We start from the raw sequence: 16215 nt of genomic DNA, 5'->3' as shown, positions 1-16215 counted from the left end.
CCGCTTTAACATTTTACGAAACCCGTTTCCCGCGCACTCACCGATGCTGCAAAACCACTCTAGCCTAGTTCCTGGGTGGCAGCGTCGCGTTGCTCGGGGGTGTTGATGTTACGCAGCTCGGCCGGGGCCGGGGCGTGCAGCAGCTCAATATCAAAGTTGATGAGGGCCTTGCGCGGACAGGAGTATCCGATGCTCAGGAAACGCAGCAGCGTACCGTAGGCTCTTGGCTCCCAGATAGTAATCAACGGCTCAGGCCATTCATTCTCAGGGCTTTGATAGGCAGTAGCCATGCGGCCGGCGTGGCGGTGCTGTAGCAAGTGCGTGAGCGTGGTTTCCGACAGAAACGGCAAGTCGCAGGCCACTACCAACCAGGCGGCATCGGGGTCGAGTTGAAATGCGGAGAGGATGCCGCTCATCGGGCCCAGCCCGGCAAACGTATCGGGCAGGGGCGCCAAACCGGCGGCTTCCAGCTCGGCCACCTGCTCGGGCCGGCACGATACCAACACGTCTTCGCAGAACGGCGCCAACAGCTTGGCGGCATACGCCCGCTGTTCCTGGCCGTGGTACGCCAGCCGGCCTTTGTCTTCACCCATGCGCTGGCTTTGGCCGCCGGCCAGCACCAAGCCCCGGACGGGTGGGCGTTGCTGCCGCCACTCTTGCAACACCAGCGCGGCAATGGCTTCCGTATCGGCTAGCGGCAGTATGGGCACGCCGGCACTTGCCAAGTGTTCTTGCAGGTAATCAGGCACTTCGGTTACGCCTTCGGGGAGTAGCAACAGGCGGACATCGGTGAGGCGGTCCAGCTTTTTTTGCAGGGGCTTGGCCGGGTCGAGGATAGCAATTTGCTGGCGGGCCCGGAAGTGGTTGCCGTTGACCAGCACCAAGCTCTGGTGGTGTAGCCACTCCTGCTGCGCAAACTTGTCGAAGCCCCGTTTCAGGTCCAGCCGCGTGAACGTGATTTTGTCGGTTAGCTCGGCGCTTGCACCGGCTTGCAGAATGGCATCTTGCCCGCCTGCTCCGCCTTGCGCCGCGTCGTCGCCGGCGGCGTGGTCGGCATCCACGTAGGCCACGCGCAATACGGGCTCCAGGTGGGGCAACAGGCGCGTTACCAGCTCCTTTATCTTGCCGCAGGGCGCTCCTAAAATAGCCAGCTCGTGGCGGTGAAACTCACCCACGGCGGGGCGGGCCAGCTGGGCGTGCTTGCGGTACGGGGTGGCGGGAATGTTAGTCGGCATGGTGGAAGTCTTGTTTGCCGCCCGTTTTGCTGAGCAGCCGGGTTTCCTGAATCACAATGTTGTGCGACAGGGCTTTACACATATCGTAGATGGTAAGTGCCGCCACCGATGCGCCGGTTAGGGCTTCCATTTCCACGCCGGTTTTGCCGGTTACGCTGGCCGTGCATTCAATCAACACAGCGTCGGGACCTTCCACCTCAATGCGCACCTGGCAGTCGTCGAGGCCGAGGGGGTGGCACAGCGGAATCAGCTCGGAAGTGCGCTTGGCCCCCATGATGCCCGCCAGAATAGCGGTTTGGAACACGGGACCTTTGCGGGTGGGCAGGTCGCCGTCTTGCACCAAAGCCAGAATTTCGGGGCCGAGTACTACGCGGCTGCGGGCTCGGGCTACGCGGCGGGTGGCGGTTTTGGCGCCCACATCCACCATAGCGGGCTGGCCGGCCGCGTTGAGGTGGGTAAGTTTAGAAGAATCAGACATCAGCAGAAAGGATTGCAAGGCTCTAGAGACGCATATTTGCGCCGGGTTGTTGCCGTTGCTCAACAAACCACTAGGTTTCAACTTTGCTTTCTTGGTTATGGCTTTTCCTGCCGCTTCCCGCGTAGGCACGCCAACCAGTTGGCGCAAAGTTGCGCCGCTCCTCCAGATTTCGCCTTGCTATGCTCCCCGTTGAAGAAGCCACCCGCCGCGTAGCGGCCACCGTTCGTCCTTTGTCAGCCGAGTTTCTGACTTTGCCCTTGGCAGCGGGTCGTATTCTGCGCGAAAACCTCTACGCCGACCGGGACTTTCCGCCGTTCAACCGGGTGGCTATGGATGGTATGGCGGTACGTTTTGCCGCGCTGGAAGCTGGGCAGCGCGAGTTTCCGGTGGCCCACACCCAGTTTGCCGGCCAAGCCCCCCTTGAACTCACCGACCCGCAGGCGGCCGTGGAAATCATGACGGGGGCCATGCTGCCGCCGGGCACCGATACCGTTATTCGGTACGAAGACCTGACGTTTCGTACCGACGCTGGTACCGGCCAGCGCCTGGCCACCGTGCAGGTAGTGCCCCCCCAAGCAGGCTTCAATGTGCACCCCCGCGCCGCCGACCGCCAGCAGGGCGACTTGCTGCTACCGGCCGGCACCCACCTGGGCGCCGCCGAGCTGGCCGTGGCCGCCACCGTTGGGGCCAGCACCGTAGCCGTCACGCGCCGCCCGCGGGTGGCCGTGGTGAGCACCGGCGACGAGCTAGTGCCCATTAGCCAGCAGCCCCTCCCCCACCAAATCCGGCGCTCCAACGCCCTGATGCTGCAAGCCGCCGCCGATGCTACCGGCGCCATCACCCAGGCCTTCCATTTCAACGACGACGTAACTGTGTTGCGCCGGGGCTTGCAGCCGTTGTTGGCTGATTTTGACGCCGTTATTCTGAGCGGGGGCGTATCGAAGGGCAAGGCCGATTTTCTGCCGGAAGTGCTACGTGAGTTGGGCGTGGAGCAGGTGTTTCATGAGGTGCAGCAGCGGCCCGGCAAGCCGTTCTGGTTTGGGCAGCTGGCGGGCGGCGCGGTGGTGTTTGCGTTGCCCGGCAATCCGGTTTCCACGTTTGTGAACTTCCAGCGCTACGCCCGGCCGTGGCTGCTGGCCGTGCAGCAACCCAGTGGCACTACGTTGCCGGAAGCCGGGGCGGTTGCTGCCGTACTGGCCTCCGAGGTCAATTTCCGGCCTAAGCTCACGCACTTCCTGCTGGTGCGCTTAGCATATTCCGCCGAAGGCCGGCTGCTGGCGTACCCCGAGCGGGCCGGCGGTTCCGGCGACTTAGCTAGCCTGTTGACCAGCAACGCCTTCCTGGAGCTTCCCCCTGAAACCGACCTTTTCCCGGCGGGCTCGGTGCTGCCCGCGTGGCGGTTTCGGTAGTATTTCTCACCCCTGCATACACTGTGGCTTCCGCGCTACGTTTTTTGGCTTTAGCTCCACTGGAAGCGGAATAACAGCTAGTAGCTTATGGCATAGGAATCAGGGGTTGCTTCGTGCCGGTTGGCCCATTCCACTTCCAGAGCAGGCAGCCGCTCCGAGCCGTCGATGAGCCAGTCCATGCCCGAAGCTGAGTCGGAGAAGTATTGGGCGTCGAAGCGGATGGTGGGCTGCACCAAGGTGTGGAGGGCATCAATGGCTAATTGGTTGTGCACCTGGCTACTGGCAATAACTAATACCAGCCGCTCCAGTGGCAGTGCCACCAGCTGCGGCATCCAGTACTCGCCAAGCCACCATTGGTCGGCCACCGGCAATTCGGGCACGCTGTCCATATCGAGCAGTAAATGGAGGACGCCCAACTCGCCGATGAGCGACATCAGCTGGCTGGCGCTGGTGCGGAGGCAGCGCATGTCGGGGCCGGCCACCCACTCCATGCGGAGTACAGCCAACGGTTCGTCATACTGCAAGCAGAAATCGGGAATGGTGCGGAAAATCACGGCTGAAAAAGCCCAGGTGTGGCTGGCCAGCAAGCTCAGAAAGCAAGGTTGTTGGCCGAGGTAGGATAGAACGGTGCGGCGTGCTTACGTACGACAATAGCAAAGTTTATGATTTCAACTGCTGCGCTATTCTGCCCAGCAGCCAAAGTCATTTCAAGTGCAAGGCTACGTGGTGCGCTACGTAAGCGGCCAGTGGCAAAAGTACAGGTTGGCAGGTAGCTTCGCTACAGGTACTGTTCAGCTTGTTTACTATCATACGCGGTAGCAGCTCAAGGCTACCTCATGCTCCATCGATTCTGGTTATCTTCGCCGGGTATATACTGCCGGCTGAGCCGATTATCCCTATTGAAAAACGAATTATTGGCCCTGACCGGGCTGCGTGGCGTGGCGGCATTGTTGGTGTTCTGGTTTCACGTTGACCTCCGCACGCCGCTTACTTTTCTGTGGCAGTTCGGGCCGCTTTATAACGTGTTTTCGCACGGCGCTTTCGGGGTTACCATCTTCTTCGTGCTATCGGGCTTTGTGCTTACTTACAGCCAGTTGCGCACCATCACGGCTGCCGGGCACCCCAGTGTTGGTTCCTACGCCGCGTTTATGCGCAAGCGTTTTGCCCGCATCTATCCGGTGTACCTGGTGGGTATGCTGCTTACGGCCCTGGTATGCACCGTGCAGCACAGCTGGCCCCCCGATATGGGCGTGCTGGCGGTTACCAACCTTACCATGACGCAGGTGCTTTTCCCTTCCATTTCAATGCTGTGGTACAGCAACGGGGCCTGGTCGGTGGCGGTGGAGGTGTTCTTCTATCTGGTGTTTCCGTTTTTGCTACCGTTGCTGCTGCGTATCCGGCGCCAGGCCGTGCTGTGGGTGGTGCTGGCCGTGGTGGTGCTGGTAGGTACGCTGGGCGGGGCGGCTTATACGCTTTGGCCTGAACACGTTTCGTATGTGCTGATGTACAGCCACCCGCTGTTCAGGGTGTCGGAGTTCGTCAGCGGGGTGGTAGCGGGCATATTGGTTTTTCGATTTAACTGGCGACCTGCGGAATGGAAGGCGTTGCTAATAGTGGCGTTGGCCGTGGGGTACATCGTGTTTTTCGGGTCGAAACTGCTGGGGTTTGTGGTGCACAACTGGCTGGTGGTACCTGCCGTGGTAGTGCTGCTGGCCGTAGCTGTGCAACCCGAGAAAACCAAGGTAGTGAAGCTGTTGGCGCATCCGTGGCTGGTGTACGCCGGCCGCATCAGCTACTGCTTTTATGTGGTGCAGCTGCCGCTGTTCATGGCCGAAGAAACCTTGCTGGAGCGCCAGCAGCTTGCGCCCGGCCAGCAGTGGTACGGCTTTCCCATCTTCTGTGTCACGCTGCTGCTGGCCGTAGTGGTGCACAAGTGGGTAGAGCAGCCGGCTTACCGGTTCCTGACGCGTACCCGCTAGTGGAAGCCAGTTGGAAGCTTGATGAGCAACGGCTCTTTTCTGTTACTAGCTGCTAGGCGTCCATATCAGACAAGACAAAGACGTTTTTTCATTTATTCAAGAAGCTAGCACTGAACTTATAAACAACTCATTAGCAAGAACAAAGCAGTACGCTACAGGAGAGTGAAAAGTGAGTGAGCCGTTACTTTCAGCGCAGTAATCCGACTTTCCACCCTTCTATTCTTCTATGAGAACTTTTACTTCTGGTATGGCCCGCCGGCTTGCGGCAGGCTTTGCACTAGGCCTGGGGCTGCTGACCGCGGCGCCCACGCAGGCCCAAACCGTAGCCTTTCCGGGGGCTGGGGGCTTTGGGCGCTTTGCCACCGGGGCCCGCGGCGCCAGCACCCCGCAAGTGTACGTGGTAACCAACCTCAACGACGCCGGCCCTGGCTCGTTCCGCGACGCCGTGAGCCAGCCCGGCCGGTTCGTGACCTTTGCGGTGGGCGGCATCATCACGCTGCAAAGCAACGTGCAGGTAGCGCCCAACACCACCATTGCCGGCCAAACCGCCCCCGGCGACGGAGTGGTGTTCTTCAACAAGCGCATCACGTTTACGGGCTCCAACAATACCATTTGCCGCTACCTGCGGGTGCGGCTGGGCGCCACCGGCAACCAAGGCAACGACGCCTCGGGCTTATCCAACGGCTCGAATATCATCCTCGACCACATGTCGGTTTCCTGGGGTATGGATGAGGTGTTTTCCATCAACTGGGACGGCAAAGGCACTGCGCCCGACAACATCACCGTGCAGAACTCCATTATCGGGCAGGGGCTGCACCGCGCCAACCACTCGGCGGGCGGCCTGATTCAGACGCCCGATGGCGGCAAAGTGAGTTTGGTGGGCAACCTCTACATCAGCAACAAAACGCGCAACCCCAAAGTGAAGGGCGTGAACGAGTTTGTGAACAACGTGGTGTACGACTGGGGCAACGGCAACCGCCTGGGCGACCAAATGAACTATGGCTGGTCGGGCGACGCCTACATTATGGGCGGCTCAGCGGGCGTGTCGGAGGTGAACATCATCAACAACTATTTTGTGGGCGGCCCGCTCACGCCCCCCGACAAAACCACCCCGTTTTCGCGCGGCACCGGCACGTTCAACCTGTTTGGCAGCGGCAACTACTTCGACAACAACCGCAACGGCGTGCTCGACGGCACCCTGGTGCCCTACGACACCGTGGGCTACCCCGGCATTGTGGGACCCGGCTTCCGTAGCCAGCCGTTTGCCTACCCCAACGCCACACCCGTTCGCACCGCGCTGCAAGCCTACCAGCACGTAATCGACAGTGTGGGAGCTGCTTACCCGCGCCGCGACCAGGTGGATGGGTTGATGATTGACGAGGTTCGTTCCCGTGGCACCCAGGGCTACTACGTGTTCAACGAGTCGGATTTGCCGTTCGGCAATGGTGGCCTCGGCAACGTATTCGGTGCCCCCGCCCCCCTCGATACCGACCAGGACGGTATGCCCGACGCTTGGGAAGACACGCACGGCCTCAACAAAAACAACCGTGCCGATGCCGTGGCTTACAGCACCACTGCCCCGGCCTACCTGAACATCGAGGTGTACATCAACTCCTTGATGAAAACCACGCCACCGGCCTTCGTGAAGCCACCGTCTGGCGTGCAGCTTTCGGCTACTACCGTGGAGCTGCCCACGCCCGGCAGCACCGTGGTGCTCACCTGGACCGATAACTCCACCAACGAAACGCATTTTGTGCTGGAGCGCTCCGCCGATGGTGTGGCGTACACGGCTATTGCCCAGCCCGTTGCCAACGCCACCACCTACACCGACAACGCGGGCCTGCAACCCAACACCACGTACTACTACCGCCTCAAGGCCGTGACGGGTACCGAGGAATCGTCGTTCAGCCAGCCGGTTTCCGTCAAAACGCCGGCCCTGCCCTCGGCCCCGGCCGTGGTAACCACCCCCACCCCTACCGATGGCCTGCAATACGCCGAGCTGACCGCCGGCGCCCTGGCCCTGAAATGGACGGGCAGCGCCAATACCACCACGTACGCCGTGTATTTCGGCACCTCGCCAACCACGCTCACGAAACGGGCCGATGTGCCGTATTCCGCCGCGCCTTCGTACCAGATAACCGGCCTGACGGATACCACCACGTATTACTGGCGCGTGGTGGCTATCAATAACCGCGGCACCGCCGACGGGCCGGTGTGGTCGTTCCGGACGGCGGGCACCATTCCGCCGCAGCTGGTGGGCCACTGGGGCTTCGATGAAACCGTGGCCGACGGCACCCAGATTATCGACCAATCCACGTACGCCAATCACGGCGTACTGGGCCTCGACGACGACGACCAAAGCATCCGGGTGGCCGGCAAGCTCAACAACGCCCTCGACTTTGCTACCGCCGACCAAAACCGCTACGTGGTCAGCATTCCGCACCAGGACCAGCTCTACCTCGACCAGAGCTCTTTCTCGCTGTCTTTCTGGATGAAAGCCGGGGCCGCGCTGCTGCCCCAGGACAACAACACCAGCGCCTACCTGCTGTGCAAAGGCTCCATCACCCGCAACACCGTGACGGGGGCCACGGGCAAGCGCTTCAACATCGAGTTCAAGAACAAGCAGTTCCGCTTTGCCATCGACGACGACAAAAACAAAGACGAGCTGCAAATCGGTGGGGCGCCGTTCTTCACCGGACAATGGGTGCACGTGGTTGCGTTGCGCAACGTGACTACCAAGAAAATTCAGGTGTACCTGAATGGGGTGATGGTGAAGGAAATGGGGACCAAAGCGTTGGGCATCGGTGAAGCCAGTGACTTGATTGTGGGCAACATCGGAGAGCTGGAATTCCTGACTTCCACCAATGCACCGGCCCCGTACCGGGGTGCGCTTGATGAGCTGCGGGTGTACAACTACGCCCTCACGCCAGACGAAATAACGGCCCTGCTCAATACTACGCCTCGCCTCCAGCTCACGGCCGATGTAACCAACGCAGCCTGTGGCACGCCCGCCGCCATCAACCTGACGGTGCAGGGCGGCACGGCCCCTTACCGCTATGCCTGGACCGGCCCTAACAGCTTCACGGCCAGCACCGAAGACCTAAGCAACCTCACGGCCGGCTCGTACTCAATAACCGTTACCGATGCCAACCAGGCGACGGCCACGCAGCAGTTCACCGTTACGGCCAGCACCACCGATACCACGCCGCCTGTGGTACTAGCCGCCGGTTTCATGGTGGCGCTGGAAGCCAACGGCACGCGTACCATTGAGGCCGCCGACGTAGACTACGGCAGCACCGATGCGTGCAGCGGCATTGCCTCCATGCGCATCAGCCCCAGCACGTTCACCTGTGCCAACATGGGTGCCAACCAAGTGACGCTGACGGTAACCGACAACGCCGGCAACGTAGCCACCCAAACCGTGACGGTGATGGTGGTAGACAACACGGCCCCAACCATTTTGGCTAGTGGCTTTGGGGTGAACCTGGTGAATGGCACCCGCACGATTGAGGCCGCCGATGTGGATTATGGCAGCACCGACAACTGTGGTATTGCGTCCATGAGCATCAGCCCCAGAACCTTCACCTGCGCCAACATCGGCCCAAACCCGGTGACGCTGCGGTGCGTGGACAACGCCGGCAACGTAAGCACCCAAACCGTGACGGTGATGGTAAGCGGAGATGCTAGTTGCCAGCCAGCCGCTCGTCTGGCAGCCGGCAGTTCAGGCGCCGCTTCCGCCGATGCCCAAGAGTTGCAGGTGTATCCAAACCCAGCCACCGAACAAGCCACGCTCACCTTCGAAGCCGAGAAGACCGGTCCGGCGAAGGTGCTGGTATACAACACCCTAGGCCGCGTGGTAGCCACCCTTTACGAAGGTCCAGTACAGGCCAAGCAGCGCTACCAGTTTACGCTCGACAGCCACGCGCTGCCCGGCGGCGTGTATTCGTGCCAGCTGCGTGCGGCCGGCGCCACCAAAACCACCCGCTTGCTGATTGTCAAGTAGCCGACGTATCAGGCTTGAAACCAGAAACGGCCGCTGTACCATTGGTGCAGCGGCCGTTCTATTTAGTACCTGTGGCTTCCGCGCTACAAGTCGTTTTATATACCCTGATTATCCTTCAAAGTCAAGGCCGCAGTGGAAGCAGTGGCACTGGGGTTTTTCGGGGGCTAATATCCAGAGGCGGAGCTTAGTAAGGAGCGTGTCGTTGGGCTCGGGCAGTTGGCGGCAGACGATGTCGGTGTGGTGGCAGCGGGGGCAGCGGGCCGTAGGAGTAGCGGCTTCGTCGTCGGTAGTGGGCAGGGCTTGCATAGATACCTGGCTGGCGTGCAGCACCTCTTGCGCCGCCGCTACATCCTGCTGCCGCACGTGCAGGCGCACCCCGCCGGAAATTGGGCCGTAGGGCCGGTTCTCGTTGCTCAGGAAGCAGGGAATAGCAGCAGCTTCCAACTGGTTTTTGGCCAGGTGTGCCGATATAGAGTTGGCGAAAGAAGCCAGCTGAACAATGGCTTCGTCGGCAGATTCGTGGGACATGGGGCGGCTTGGTTTCCAACCAAACAAAAGAAGCACCTAAATAGGTGCTTCTCTCTAGTGGCAATAAAAAAATGCCGTCAACTACCAAGCAGTTGTTCTATTTGAACAGCGCCAGGGCTTTAATGAATGTTTGGGAAACGCCCCAGGCCAGCGGAATGCCAACATATAGCCAGGCCAAAATAGCCGAGCCGCTGGTACTTGGCTCTGGAGTGGTTGCGGAAGCGGGTGTAGTGCTCATAAATCAGGTAGTGTGAAGGGTGAGAATGGACGGCTAATGGCCACCCGCTTCGATGGTAACCGGGCCTTTTTCGTAGTACTGCTCCTTTACGGGGCGCACCGCCAGGTTGGCCAGCAGCCCCAGCACCAGTACGCCAGCCATAGTGTAGAACACGTTTTCATACGCATCGGCCCCTTTGAGGCCCTGCTCTTTGGCGTGCTCATGAATGGTGTGCACAATCAGCGGGCCCAGCACCCCGGCCGTGCTCCAGGCCGTGAGCAGCCGCCCGTGAATAGCACCCACCTGGTACTTGCCAAACATATCGGAGAGGTAGGCCGGAATGGTAGCAAAGCCCCCGCCGTACATACTGATAATCACGCAGGCTACCACCACAAACAGCGTCAGGCGGGCGCCGTGCCCCAGCGTGGGTACCAAGGCGTAAAGCAGGATGCCCAACCCGAAATAAATGGCGTACGTCACCTTGCGGCCCAGCTTATCGGAGGCCGACGACCAGAAGAACCGGCCCAGCAGGTTGAACAAGCTCAGCAAGCCCACAAAGCCTGCCGCCGCCGCCGCCGTTACGCCCCGGCCGGCACCCATTGCATTGTCGGAAAATGTTTCCTGAATCAGCGGTGAGGCCGTTTCGAGCACCCCGATACCGGCCGTCACGTTGGTGAGCAGCACCACCCACAGCAGCCAGAACTGCGGCGTTTTGATGGCGTTGTCGGCCGATACGTTGGCGGTGGTTATCATCACGTTATGCTCGGTGCTGGGCACGTAACCGGCAGGCTTCCAGTCGTCGGCCGGCACCCGAATGGTCCAGACCCCAAACTGCATGAACAGCAGGTAGATAACACCCATCACAATGAACGTAGGCGCCACGCCCAGCGGGGCCGAATCCTTGAATTGCCCCATCAGGTTGTTGGCCAGCGGCGAGCCAATCATGGCGCCGCCCCCAAAACCCATAATGGCCATGCCGGTAGCCACGCCTTTGCGGTCGGGGAACCACTTGATGAGCGTGCTCACCGGCGAAATGTACCCGATACCCAGCCCGATACCACCCACAAAACCGTACCCGAAATACAGCAGGTAGATATTGTGCAGATGAATCCCCAAAGAGCCAATCAGGAAGCCGCCCCCAAAGCACAACGCCGACGCCAGCATGGCCTTGCGCGGCCCCACTCGTTCCAGCCACTTCCCAAAAACCGCCGCCGACAAACCCAGCAACACAATGGCAATGGAGAAGGTAATGCCGATTTGGGTGGGCGTCCAGTCGTCGGGGGCGGGGTTGTTTACGTCACCGCTGATGAGGGCTCCCAGCGGCTTGTTGAACACGCTGAACGCATAGGCCTGGCCGATGGCCAGATGAATGGCTAGCGCCGCGGGCGGTACCAGCCAGCGGTTGTAGCCCGGACCAGCAACGGTGCGGCTGCGGTCAAGAAAGGAGGTGTTTGCCATGCGCGAACGGGGAATTGGGTAGGAGAAAGAACGAGACGGCCAACTGCTTGGCCGGTGCTATAACGAAGCTCTACGAGCCAAGTATCTGGAAGGTACGGGACTAACCTACGGGCACAACAGTTGGCGGCAGCTATTTTCAGCTAACTTGCTATAGCTGGCTTGATACGGCACCACTACCTTGCACCAGATGCTGTAAACGGGCTTGCCACAGAAAAGATGTAGCTACAGTTTTTTTCCTAAAACCCTGTTTCTATTCTGGTTGCCTGCCGTTAGCTACTCTTCTTCCCGCGCTGGCTGTTTCAAGAGCCAGCCGCGCGGGCCTTTGGCGCGGGTTGCTTTCAGAAAGTCTTTGATACCCTGGGTCATAGCCTTAGCCATTTGCTGCTGAGCAGTTGGGTTGGTGAGGCGTTTTTCATCTTCAGGGTTGGAGACGAAGGCCGTTTCCACCAGGGCATTCGGGAATTCAGTCGGACCATTCAGGCCGAAGTTGAAGTTACCCACCAAGCCCCAGCCAACCAGGCCCGTTCCCTGCATCTGCCGGTACAGCGCCGCCGCCAGCGGCCGAAACGCCACGTACCGATAAAAGGCGCTAGTGCCTTGTACCGTAGTGTTGCCCGCCGAGTTGACGTGAATGCTCACCAGCAGTGCCGGCCGCCGCTGCCGCAGCAAGTTCACCCGCTCACTGATTTCCAGAGTGGCGTCGGTTTCGCGGGTCATTACCACTTGGGCACCGGCTTTCTTTAGCTCTTGTTGCAGCTTTTGGGCAATGGCCAGGGTCAGGTCTTTTTCGCGGGCACCGCTGGCGCCGGCGGCTCCCACGTTAGTGCCGCCGTGCCCGGCATCAACAGCTACCAGCAGGCCACGCAGCCGCAGTTTGGCAGGGGGCCGCGCCACTTGCACCACCAATGCATTGCCTTGGTACCGAATATGGTAGCCCCAGCTTTGGCGGTGCCGCAGCGGCAGCACCATCCGGAACACGTCGGGCTGGGGCTGCTCGTAGTACACGGCTCCCAGCTCTTGCAGCCCGGTCCGCTGGGTTATCCAGTTGGTATTGGAAGTGGCCCCGAACACATCCACCACCAGCCGCGCCGGATTTTGTAGCAGCTGGGAACGATACGGCAGCCGCTCAGTGAGGGGCATGCGCACGTAGTCGTAGAGCGAGTCGCCGGATACGCTCCAGGAACTGGTGAGGGAGGTGGGCACAAAGCCGCCGGGCGGCAGCAGTTGCACCACCTCCTGCGGCACCCACGCCACCTGCCCCGCCGCCAGTTGCACCCGATACTTGTCCCCCACCCGGCCCGTCAGGTGCAACACCACCAACGAATCGAGGTAGCCGAGCTTGGCCCCGCCCAGCCGGTCTTCGCCCAGCCCGTAGTTGAGGTAGGCCAACGAGGTGCGCGTGCGAGCCAACTGAGGCTGGCCGGGGTTCAAGAACCGCACCTTGTTCTGGGTAAAGCCCACCGACAACACACTATCGGCGGTAAGGACTTGCACCTCAACGGGCCGGTTGTTGAGCGTGTCGCCGGGCTGCACCACGTAGGTATCCTGGTACACACCTGCCTGCCCCTTGGCCTGGGCGGGTGTTAGCTCGGTTAGAGGTTGGCCGTTCAGGAACGTGACGCGGGCGTTGGGCTGGCCCACCAGGCGCACTTGCAGCCGGTCGCCGGGGCTTAGCCACTGGTCGAGGGCGGGTACGGTTTCCACGGTGGAAATGAGTGGCGTTGTTTGGGCGCGGGCACCTAGCGCCAGAAAACTCAACATCGTGCCAGTCAGCCCCAACCGTAGTAAATTCTGCAAGCGTTTCAGCATAGACATCAGCAAATAGGCCCTCTTAACGCAAAAGCCCCGCACGAGGGCGGGGCTAATAACAAAGTGTGTGCTGCTTACGGTTTCTTCATGGCCTGGCCGAGGTCTTTCACGTCGCGGCTCGTTTCCAGGGTGGTAAACTCGGTTTGCAGAGCCCGGATGTGCAGCTCGTCGCGGCCTTTAATATCGAGGCGGATGGCGCGGAACTGGGCATTGAGGCGGCGGCTAATGGCAGTGGCGTAGTCCCAGTCGCGCTGGGTCCAGGCGCGGCGCTTGGCCCGCACCTGCTGCATAAACTGCACAAAGGCCGGCTCGATGGTAGTTGGCGTCAGCTTTTCCACATCAGCATACGTCCCGAGCAATTGGCTGGTGAACGTGGCGCTGGCCGCCTCATCGAGCGGCTGGCGGGTACGAGCCCGCGAAACCGAATCGAAGCGGGCGGCGCGGCGGCCGGCCACGCGCAGTTTGGCGGCGGCCCGGCTGGCGGCCGTATCGAGCTTGCGGGCTTCTTCGCGCACAATCTCCTGCCGCTCACGCGGCGTAGAGTCGCAGGCTGTCAGCAGAAAGGCGCCGAGCGAGGCGGCTGCCAGGGAGCGGAAAACAAAAGTCGGGTTCATGCCCCCAATGTACGCAAGCCCCGCAAGTTGAGGTTACCCGGCAACCCGCCTCGCTTCAAGCGTAGCTTGTGCGCTTAGTTGGCTTTCTGCAACCGGAACGTGAACGGCAGCTCGTACATCACCGGCACAGCCCGGCCCGCTAACCGCGCAGGCACCCATTGCGACGGGATACTCTGGCAGACTCGCAGCGCCTCTTCGTCGCAGCCGCCCCCAATGCTGTTGAGCACTTTGTGTTTGGAAGCCTGGCCCAATGTATCAATCATGAAGGTAATCAGCACCTTGCCCTGAATGTTACGGTTTTGGGCAGCCTGCGGGTAGTTCATTTTGCTCATATACCCGGCCAGTGCCGCTTCGCCGCCAATATAAAGCGGGGGCTGCTGCACATTGGTCCGGGTCCACTGGCCGGGTGTCACCTCGGCGTTGTAAGGAACATCCTCAATCGGCCGGTAGTACACCAGCTTGTTGGTGGTATGGTCGTAGCGCTGCACCAGCACTTGGCGGCCGTCGCGGGTGTGGCTGAAATACTCCCAGACACCTACTTTTTTGCCTTTCTCCAGCATTCCGCTCTCAGTGTCGGTGGTGCGTTGTTTTTGTGCCTGTGCCGCCGGGCTAAGCCCAAGCATAGCGCCAAGCACCACTACTGCATACAAGTGTTTCATAGAAGGTGGGGCCTCGCGGTAGTGACTGTGGGGGGAACAGCCGAACTACGGAGGGTAATTTTTTATTAATTAAATACAATTAATACTCAGTCAACCTTAATCCAGAAAATCCTGCTCTTCAAGGCCCTTTTAGCTTCAAAACAATAACATGAGCAAAAAAAGCGTATTTCAAAGCAACCAGATGCACGGTTAATCTTCGGAAATATACAACTAACCTATTAAACTAAAAATACAACTCCCACCCTATTACTCCCCCTACTCGCCCAATTGGTCACGTACCTCGCGCAACTGGCTCTGTAAACCCGGCCAATGCGGACACAGGGCTTCCAGCCGGAGCAGCACGCGCAGGGTGCCTCGGTCGTCGGCAATGGCGCGGAGCATGTTGGCCCAGCCGGCCAGCGCCCCAAAATGGCGCGGCTCGCGGCGTAGCGTTTCGCGCACATCATCGAGGGAAGCGCGGTACTCGCCGCGCAGGTAATAAGCCGTAGCCCGCTTGTTCCAGCCTTCGGCATAGGCGGGCTGCAACTCAATCAGGGCAGTGAAATCGGCAATGGCCTGGGTGTAGTTGCCGGCGGCCATAGCGCGCATGCCTGCCTCTAAGTGCTTATCAAGCAGCAGGTCGCCGGTAGTTAGCCAGATTTGCCAGATGCCGTTTTGCAGGTTCTCTATTTCGGTGGGGGTGGTAGCTTCGCGCAGCCGCACGAACAGCTCATCAAGGGTCGTCATATTCGTTTTTCGTTGCTGGTTTTTCGTTGTTCGTTACACGCCGAAGAAAGTTGGGCAACCTGCTGCTCTCAACCAACGAAAAACCAGCAACGAAAAACCGAACTGTTAAAACAGCTCCGACGCCACCCGCCGGATACTTTCCGACTTGCCCATGCTGTAGTAGTGCAGGCTGGGCACGCCGTGGGCCATCAGCTCCTTGCTTTGGTTGATGCACCATTCAATGCCGACTTGCCGGGCCGCTTCGTTGTCGCGGCACTGGCTGATGGCTTCTACCAGCGGCTCGGGCAAGTCCAAGAAGAACGTGCGGGGCAGCATGGTGAGTTGGCTTTTGGTGGTGAGCGGCTTCAGGCCCGGAATAATGGGCACGGTGATGCCCGCGTCGCGGCAGCTTTTCTCGAACTTAAAGAAATGCTCGTTGTCGAAAAACATCTGGGTCACGATGTAGTCGGCGCCGCGGTCCACTTTGTGGCGCAGGTAGCGGATGTCGGCACCGTAGTTGGGGGCCTCGAAGTGCTTTTCAGGGTAGCCGGCCGTACCGATGCAGAAGTTGGTGGCCCAGGTGTCGTCCTGCTTCTCATCGAGGTATTCGCCTTTGTTTAAAGACTTTACCTGTCCAATCAGGTCGGAAGCGTAGGCGTGGCCGTCTTCGTGCGGCTTGAACGTGCCTTCCGATTTGATTGGGTCGCCGCGTAGCGCCAGCACCGAGTCGATGCCGAGGAAGTGCAGGTCGATGAGGGCGTTTTCGGTTTCCTCTTTCGAGAAGCCGCCGCAAATCAGATGGGGCACGGTGTCCACATCGAAGCGGTTTTTGATGGCCGCGCAAATACCTACCGTACCGGGCCGCTTGCGCACCGTTTTCTTTTCCAGAAACCCGTTGGGGTGCTGCCGGTACACGTACTCCTCGCGGTGGTACGTCACGTCGATAAACGGCGGCTTGAACTCCATCAGCGGCTCGATGTTGCTGAACAGGTTCTGAATGTTCTCCCCTTTGCGGGGTGGCAGCACCTCGAACGAAAACAAGGTTTTGCCGTTGGCACGCTCTATATGTTCGGTTACTTTCATCAGTGGTTGCCTCACCCCCCGGCCCCCTCTCCGGGGGA

At 60.2% G+C, this 16215-nt stretch carries 14 protein-coding genes; 3 read left to right on the top strand and 11 right to left on the bottom strand.

Annotation, left to right across the window (positions count from 1 at the left end; all coding sequences use genetic code 11):
- Positions 1 to 59 precede the first annotated feature (59 nt).
- Positions 60 to 1235: an NTP transferase domain-containing protein gene (locus J0X19_RS17660; RefSeq protein WP_206985751.1), complete on the bottom strand. Its 1176-nt coding sequence runs from the start codon at positions 1233 to 1235 to the stop codon at positions 60 to 62.
- A complete protein-coding gene (moaC, locus tag J0X19_RS17655; protein ID WP_206985750.1) occupies positions 1225 to 1713 on the bottom strand; it encodes a cyclic pyranopterin monophosphate synthase MoaC in 489 nt (162 codons plus the stop codon). Before moaC ends, J0X19_RS17660 begins: the two co-directional genes overlap by 11 nt.
- A gap of 179 nt (positions 1714 to 1892) precedes the next feature.
- Here moaC and J0X19_RS17650 point away from each other — a divergent pair, with 179 nt between their 5' ends.
- Positions 1893 to 3122, top strand: coding sequence for a molybdopterin molybdotransferase MoeA (locus J0X19_RS17650; protein ID WP_206985749.1), 1230 nt, complete (start codon positions 1893 to 1895; stop codon positions 3120 to 3122).
- Positions 3123 to 3199: 77 nt separating this feature from the next.
- Here the strand turns inward: J0X19_RS17650 and J0X19_RS17645 are convergent, their stop codons facing one another.
- Positions 3200 to 3676 carry a hypothetical protein gene (locus J0X19_RS17645; protein WP_206985748.1) on the bottom strand — a complete coding sequence of 159 codons (477 nt, stop codon included), beginning with the start codon at positions 3674 to 3676 and terminating at the stop codon, positions 3200 to 3202.
- Positions 3677 to 4021: 345 nt separating this feature from the next.
- On the opposite strand from J0X19_RS17645, the gene J0X19_RS17640 reads away from it, so the two are divergent.
- Both J0X19_RS17640 and J0X19_RS17635 read left to right on the top strand, forming a co-directional pair.
- Positions 4022 to 5101, top strand: coding sequence for an acyltransferase family protein (locus tag J0X19_RS17640; protein WP_206985747.1), 1080 nt, complete (start codon positions 4022 to 4024; stop codon positions 5099 to 5101).
- A 226-nt stretch (positions 5102 to 5327) separates the two neighbouring features.
- Positions 5328 to 9104, top strand: coding sequence for a LamG-like jellyroll fold domain-containing protein (locus J0X19_RS17635; RefSeq protein ID WP_206985746.1), 3777 nt, complete (start codon positions 5328 to 5330; stop codon positions 9102 to 9104).
- Positions 9105 to 9212: 108 nt separating this feature from the next.
- On the opposite strand, the gene J0X19_RS17630 is transcribed toward J0X19_RS17635, so the two are convergent.
- The 8 genes from J0X19_RS17630 to metF all read right to left on the bottom strand — a co-directional run bounded on the left by J0X19_RS17630 (position 9213) and on the right by metF (position 16177).
- Positions 9213 to 9632 carry a putative signal transducing protein gene (locus J0X19_RS17630; protein WP_206985745.1) on the bottom strand — a complete coding sequence of 140 codons (420 nt, stop codon included), beginning with the start codon at positions 9630 to 9632 and terminating at the stop codon, positions 9213 to 9215.
- Positions 9633 to 9729: 97 nt separating this feature from the next.
- Positions 9730 to 9870, bottom strand: coding sequence for an MFS transporter small subunit (locus J0X19_RS17625; protein ID WP_206985744.1), 141 nt, complete (start codon positions 9868 to 9870; stop codon positions 9730 to 9732).
- Between the two features lie 33 nt (positions 9871 to 9903).
- The gene (locus J0X19_RS17620; protein ID WP_206985743.1) at positions 9904 to 11307 is read right to left on the bottom strand and encodes an L-lactate MFS transporter; all 1404 of its coding nucleotides are present in this window, start codon (positions 11305 to 11307) and stop codon (positions 9904 to 9906) included.
- A gap of 273 nt (positions 11308 to 11580) precedes the next feature.
- Positions 11581 to 13116 carry an N-acetylmuramoyl-L-alanine amidase gene (locus J0X19_RS17615; protein WP_206985742.1) on the bottom strand — a complete coding sequence of 512 codons (1536 nt, stop codon included), beginning with the start codon at positions 13114 to 13116 and terminating at the stop codon, positions 11581 to 11583.
- Between the two features lie 74 nt (positions 13117 to 13190).
- On the bottom strand, positions 13191 to 13730 hold the full coding sequence (locus J0X19_RS17610; protein ID WP_206985741.1) for a hypothetical protein: 540 nt from the start codon (positions 13728 to 13730) through the stop codon (positions 13191 to 13193).
- 74 nt (positions 13731 to 13804) lie between these two features.
- Positions 13805 to 14389 (bottom strand): energy transducer TonB, encoded by a 585-nt coding sequence (locus J0X19_RS17605; protein WP_206985740.1) that lies wholly within the window; start codon positions 14387 to 14389, stop codon positions 13805 to 13807.
- 255 nt (positions 14390 to 14644) lie between these two features.
- A complete protein-coding gene (locus J0X19_RS17600) occupies positions 14645 to 15115 on the bottom strand; it encodes a tetratricopeptide repeat protein (RefSeq protein WP_206985739.1) in 471 nt (156 codons plus the stop codon).
- Between the two features lie 105 nt (positions 15116 to 15220).
- Complete coding sequence (metF, locus tag J0X19_RS17595; RefSeq protein WP_206985738.1) at positions 15221 to 16177, bottom strand: methylenetetrahydrofolate reductase [NAD(P)H]; 957 nt, start codon at positions 16175 to 16177, stop codon at positions 15221 to 15223.
- Positions 16178 to 16215 lie beyond the last annotated feature (38 nt).

It is taken from the genome of Hymenobacter telluris (assembly GCF_017313265.1).
GTDB lineage: Bacteria > Bacteroidota > Bacteroidia > Cytophagales > Hymenobacteraceae > Hymenobacter > Hymenobacter telluris.
The sequence above is the reverse complement of the archived record's forward strand: the minus strand, read 5'-3'. Positions and strand labels throughout refer to the sequence as shown.

Bases quoted from the DNA above. Each gene is read 5' to 3' on its own strand.
- J0X19_RS17625 (WP_206985744.1), bottom strand. From the start codon at position 9,870: ATGAGCACTACACCCGCTTCCGCAACCACTCCAGAGCCAAGTACCAGC.
- J0X19_RS17610 (WP_206985741.1), bottom strand. From the start codon at position 13,730: ATGAACCCGACTTTTGTTTTCCGCTCCCTGGCAGCCGCCTCGCTCGGC.
- metF (WP_206985738.1), bottom strand. From the start codon at position 16,177: ATGAAAGTAACCGAACATATAGAGCGTGCCAACGGCAAAACCTTGTTT.
- J0X19_RS17615 (WP_206985742.1), bottom strand. From the start codon at position 13,116: ATGCTGAAACGCTTGCAGAATTTACTACGGTTGGGGCTGACTGGCACG.
- J0X19_RS17650 (WP_206985749.1), top strand. From the start codon at position 1,893: ATGCTCCCCGTTGAAGAAGCCACCCGCCGCGTAGCGGCCACCGTTCGT.
- J0X19_RS17600 (WP_206985739.1), bottom strand. From the start codon at position 15,115: ATGACGACCCTTGATGAGCTGTTCGTGCGGCTGCGCGAAGCTACCACC.
- J0X19_RS17660 (WP_206985751.1), bottom strand. From the start codon at position 1,235: ATGCCGACTAACATTCCCGCCACCCCGTACCGCAAGCACGCCCAGCTG.
- moaC (WP_206985750.1), bottom strand. From the start codon at position 1,713: ATGTCTGATTCTTCTAAACTTACCCACCTCAACGCGGCCGGCCAGCCC.
- J0X19_RS17630 (WP_206985745.1), bottom strand. From the start codon at position 9,632: ATGTCCCACGAATCTGCCGACGAAGCCATTGTTCAGCTGGCTTCTTTC.
- J0X19_RS17620 (WP_206985743.1), bottom strand. From the start codon at position 11,307: ATGGCAAACACCTCCTTTCTTGACCGCAGCCGCACCGTTGCTGGTCCG.
- J0X19_RS17605 (WP_206985740.1), bottom strand. From the start codon at position 14,389: ATGAAACACTTGTATGCAGTAGTGGTGCTTGGCGCTATGCTTGGGCTT.
- J0X19_RS17635 (WP_206985746.1), top strand. From the start codon at position 5,328: ATGAGAACTTTTACTTCTGGTATGGCCCGCCGGCTTGCGGCAGGCTTT.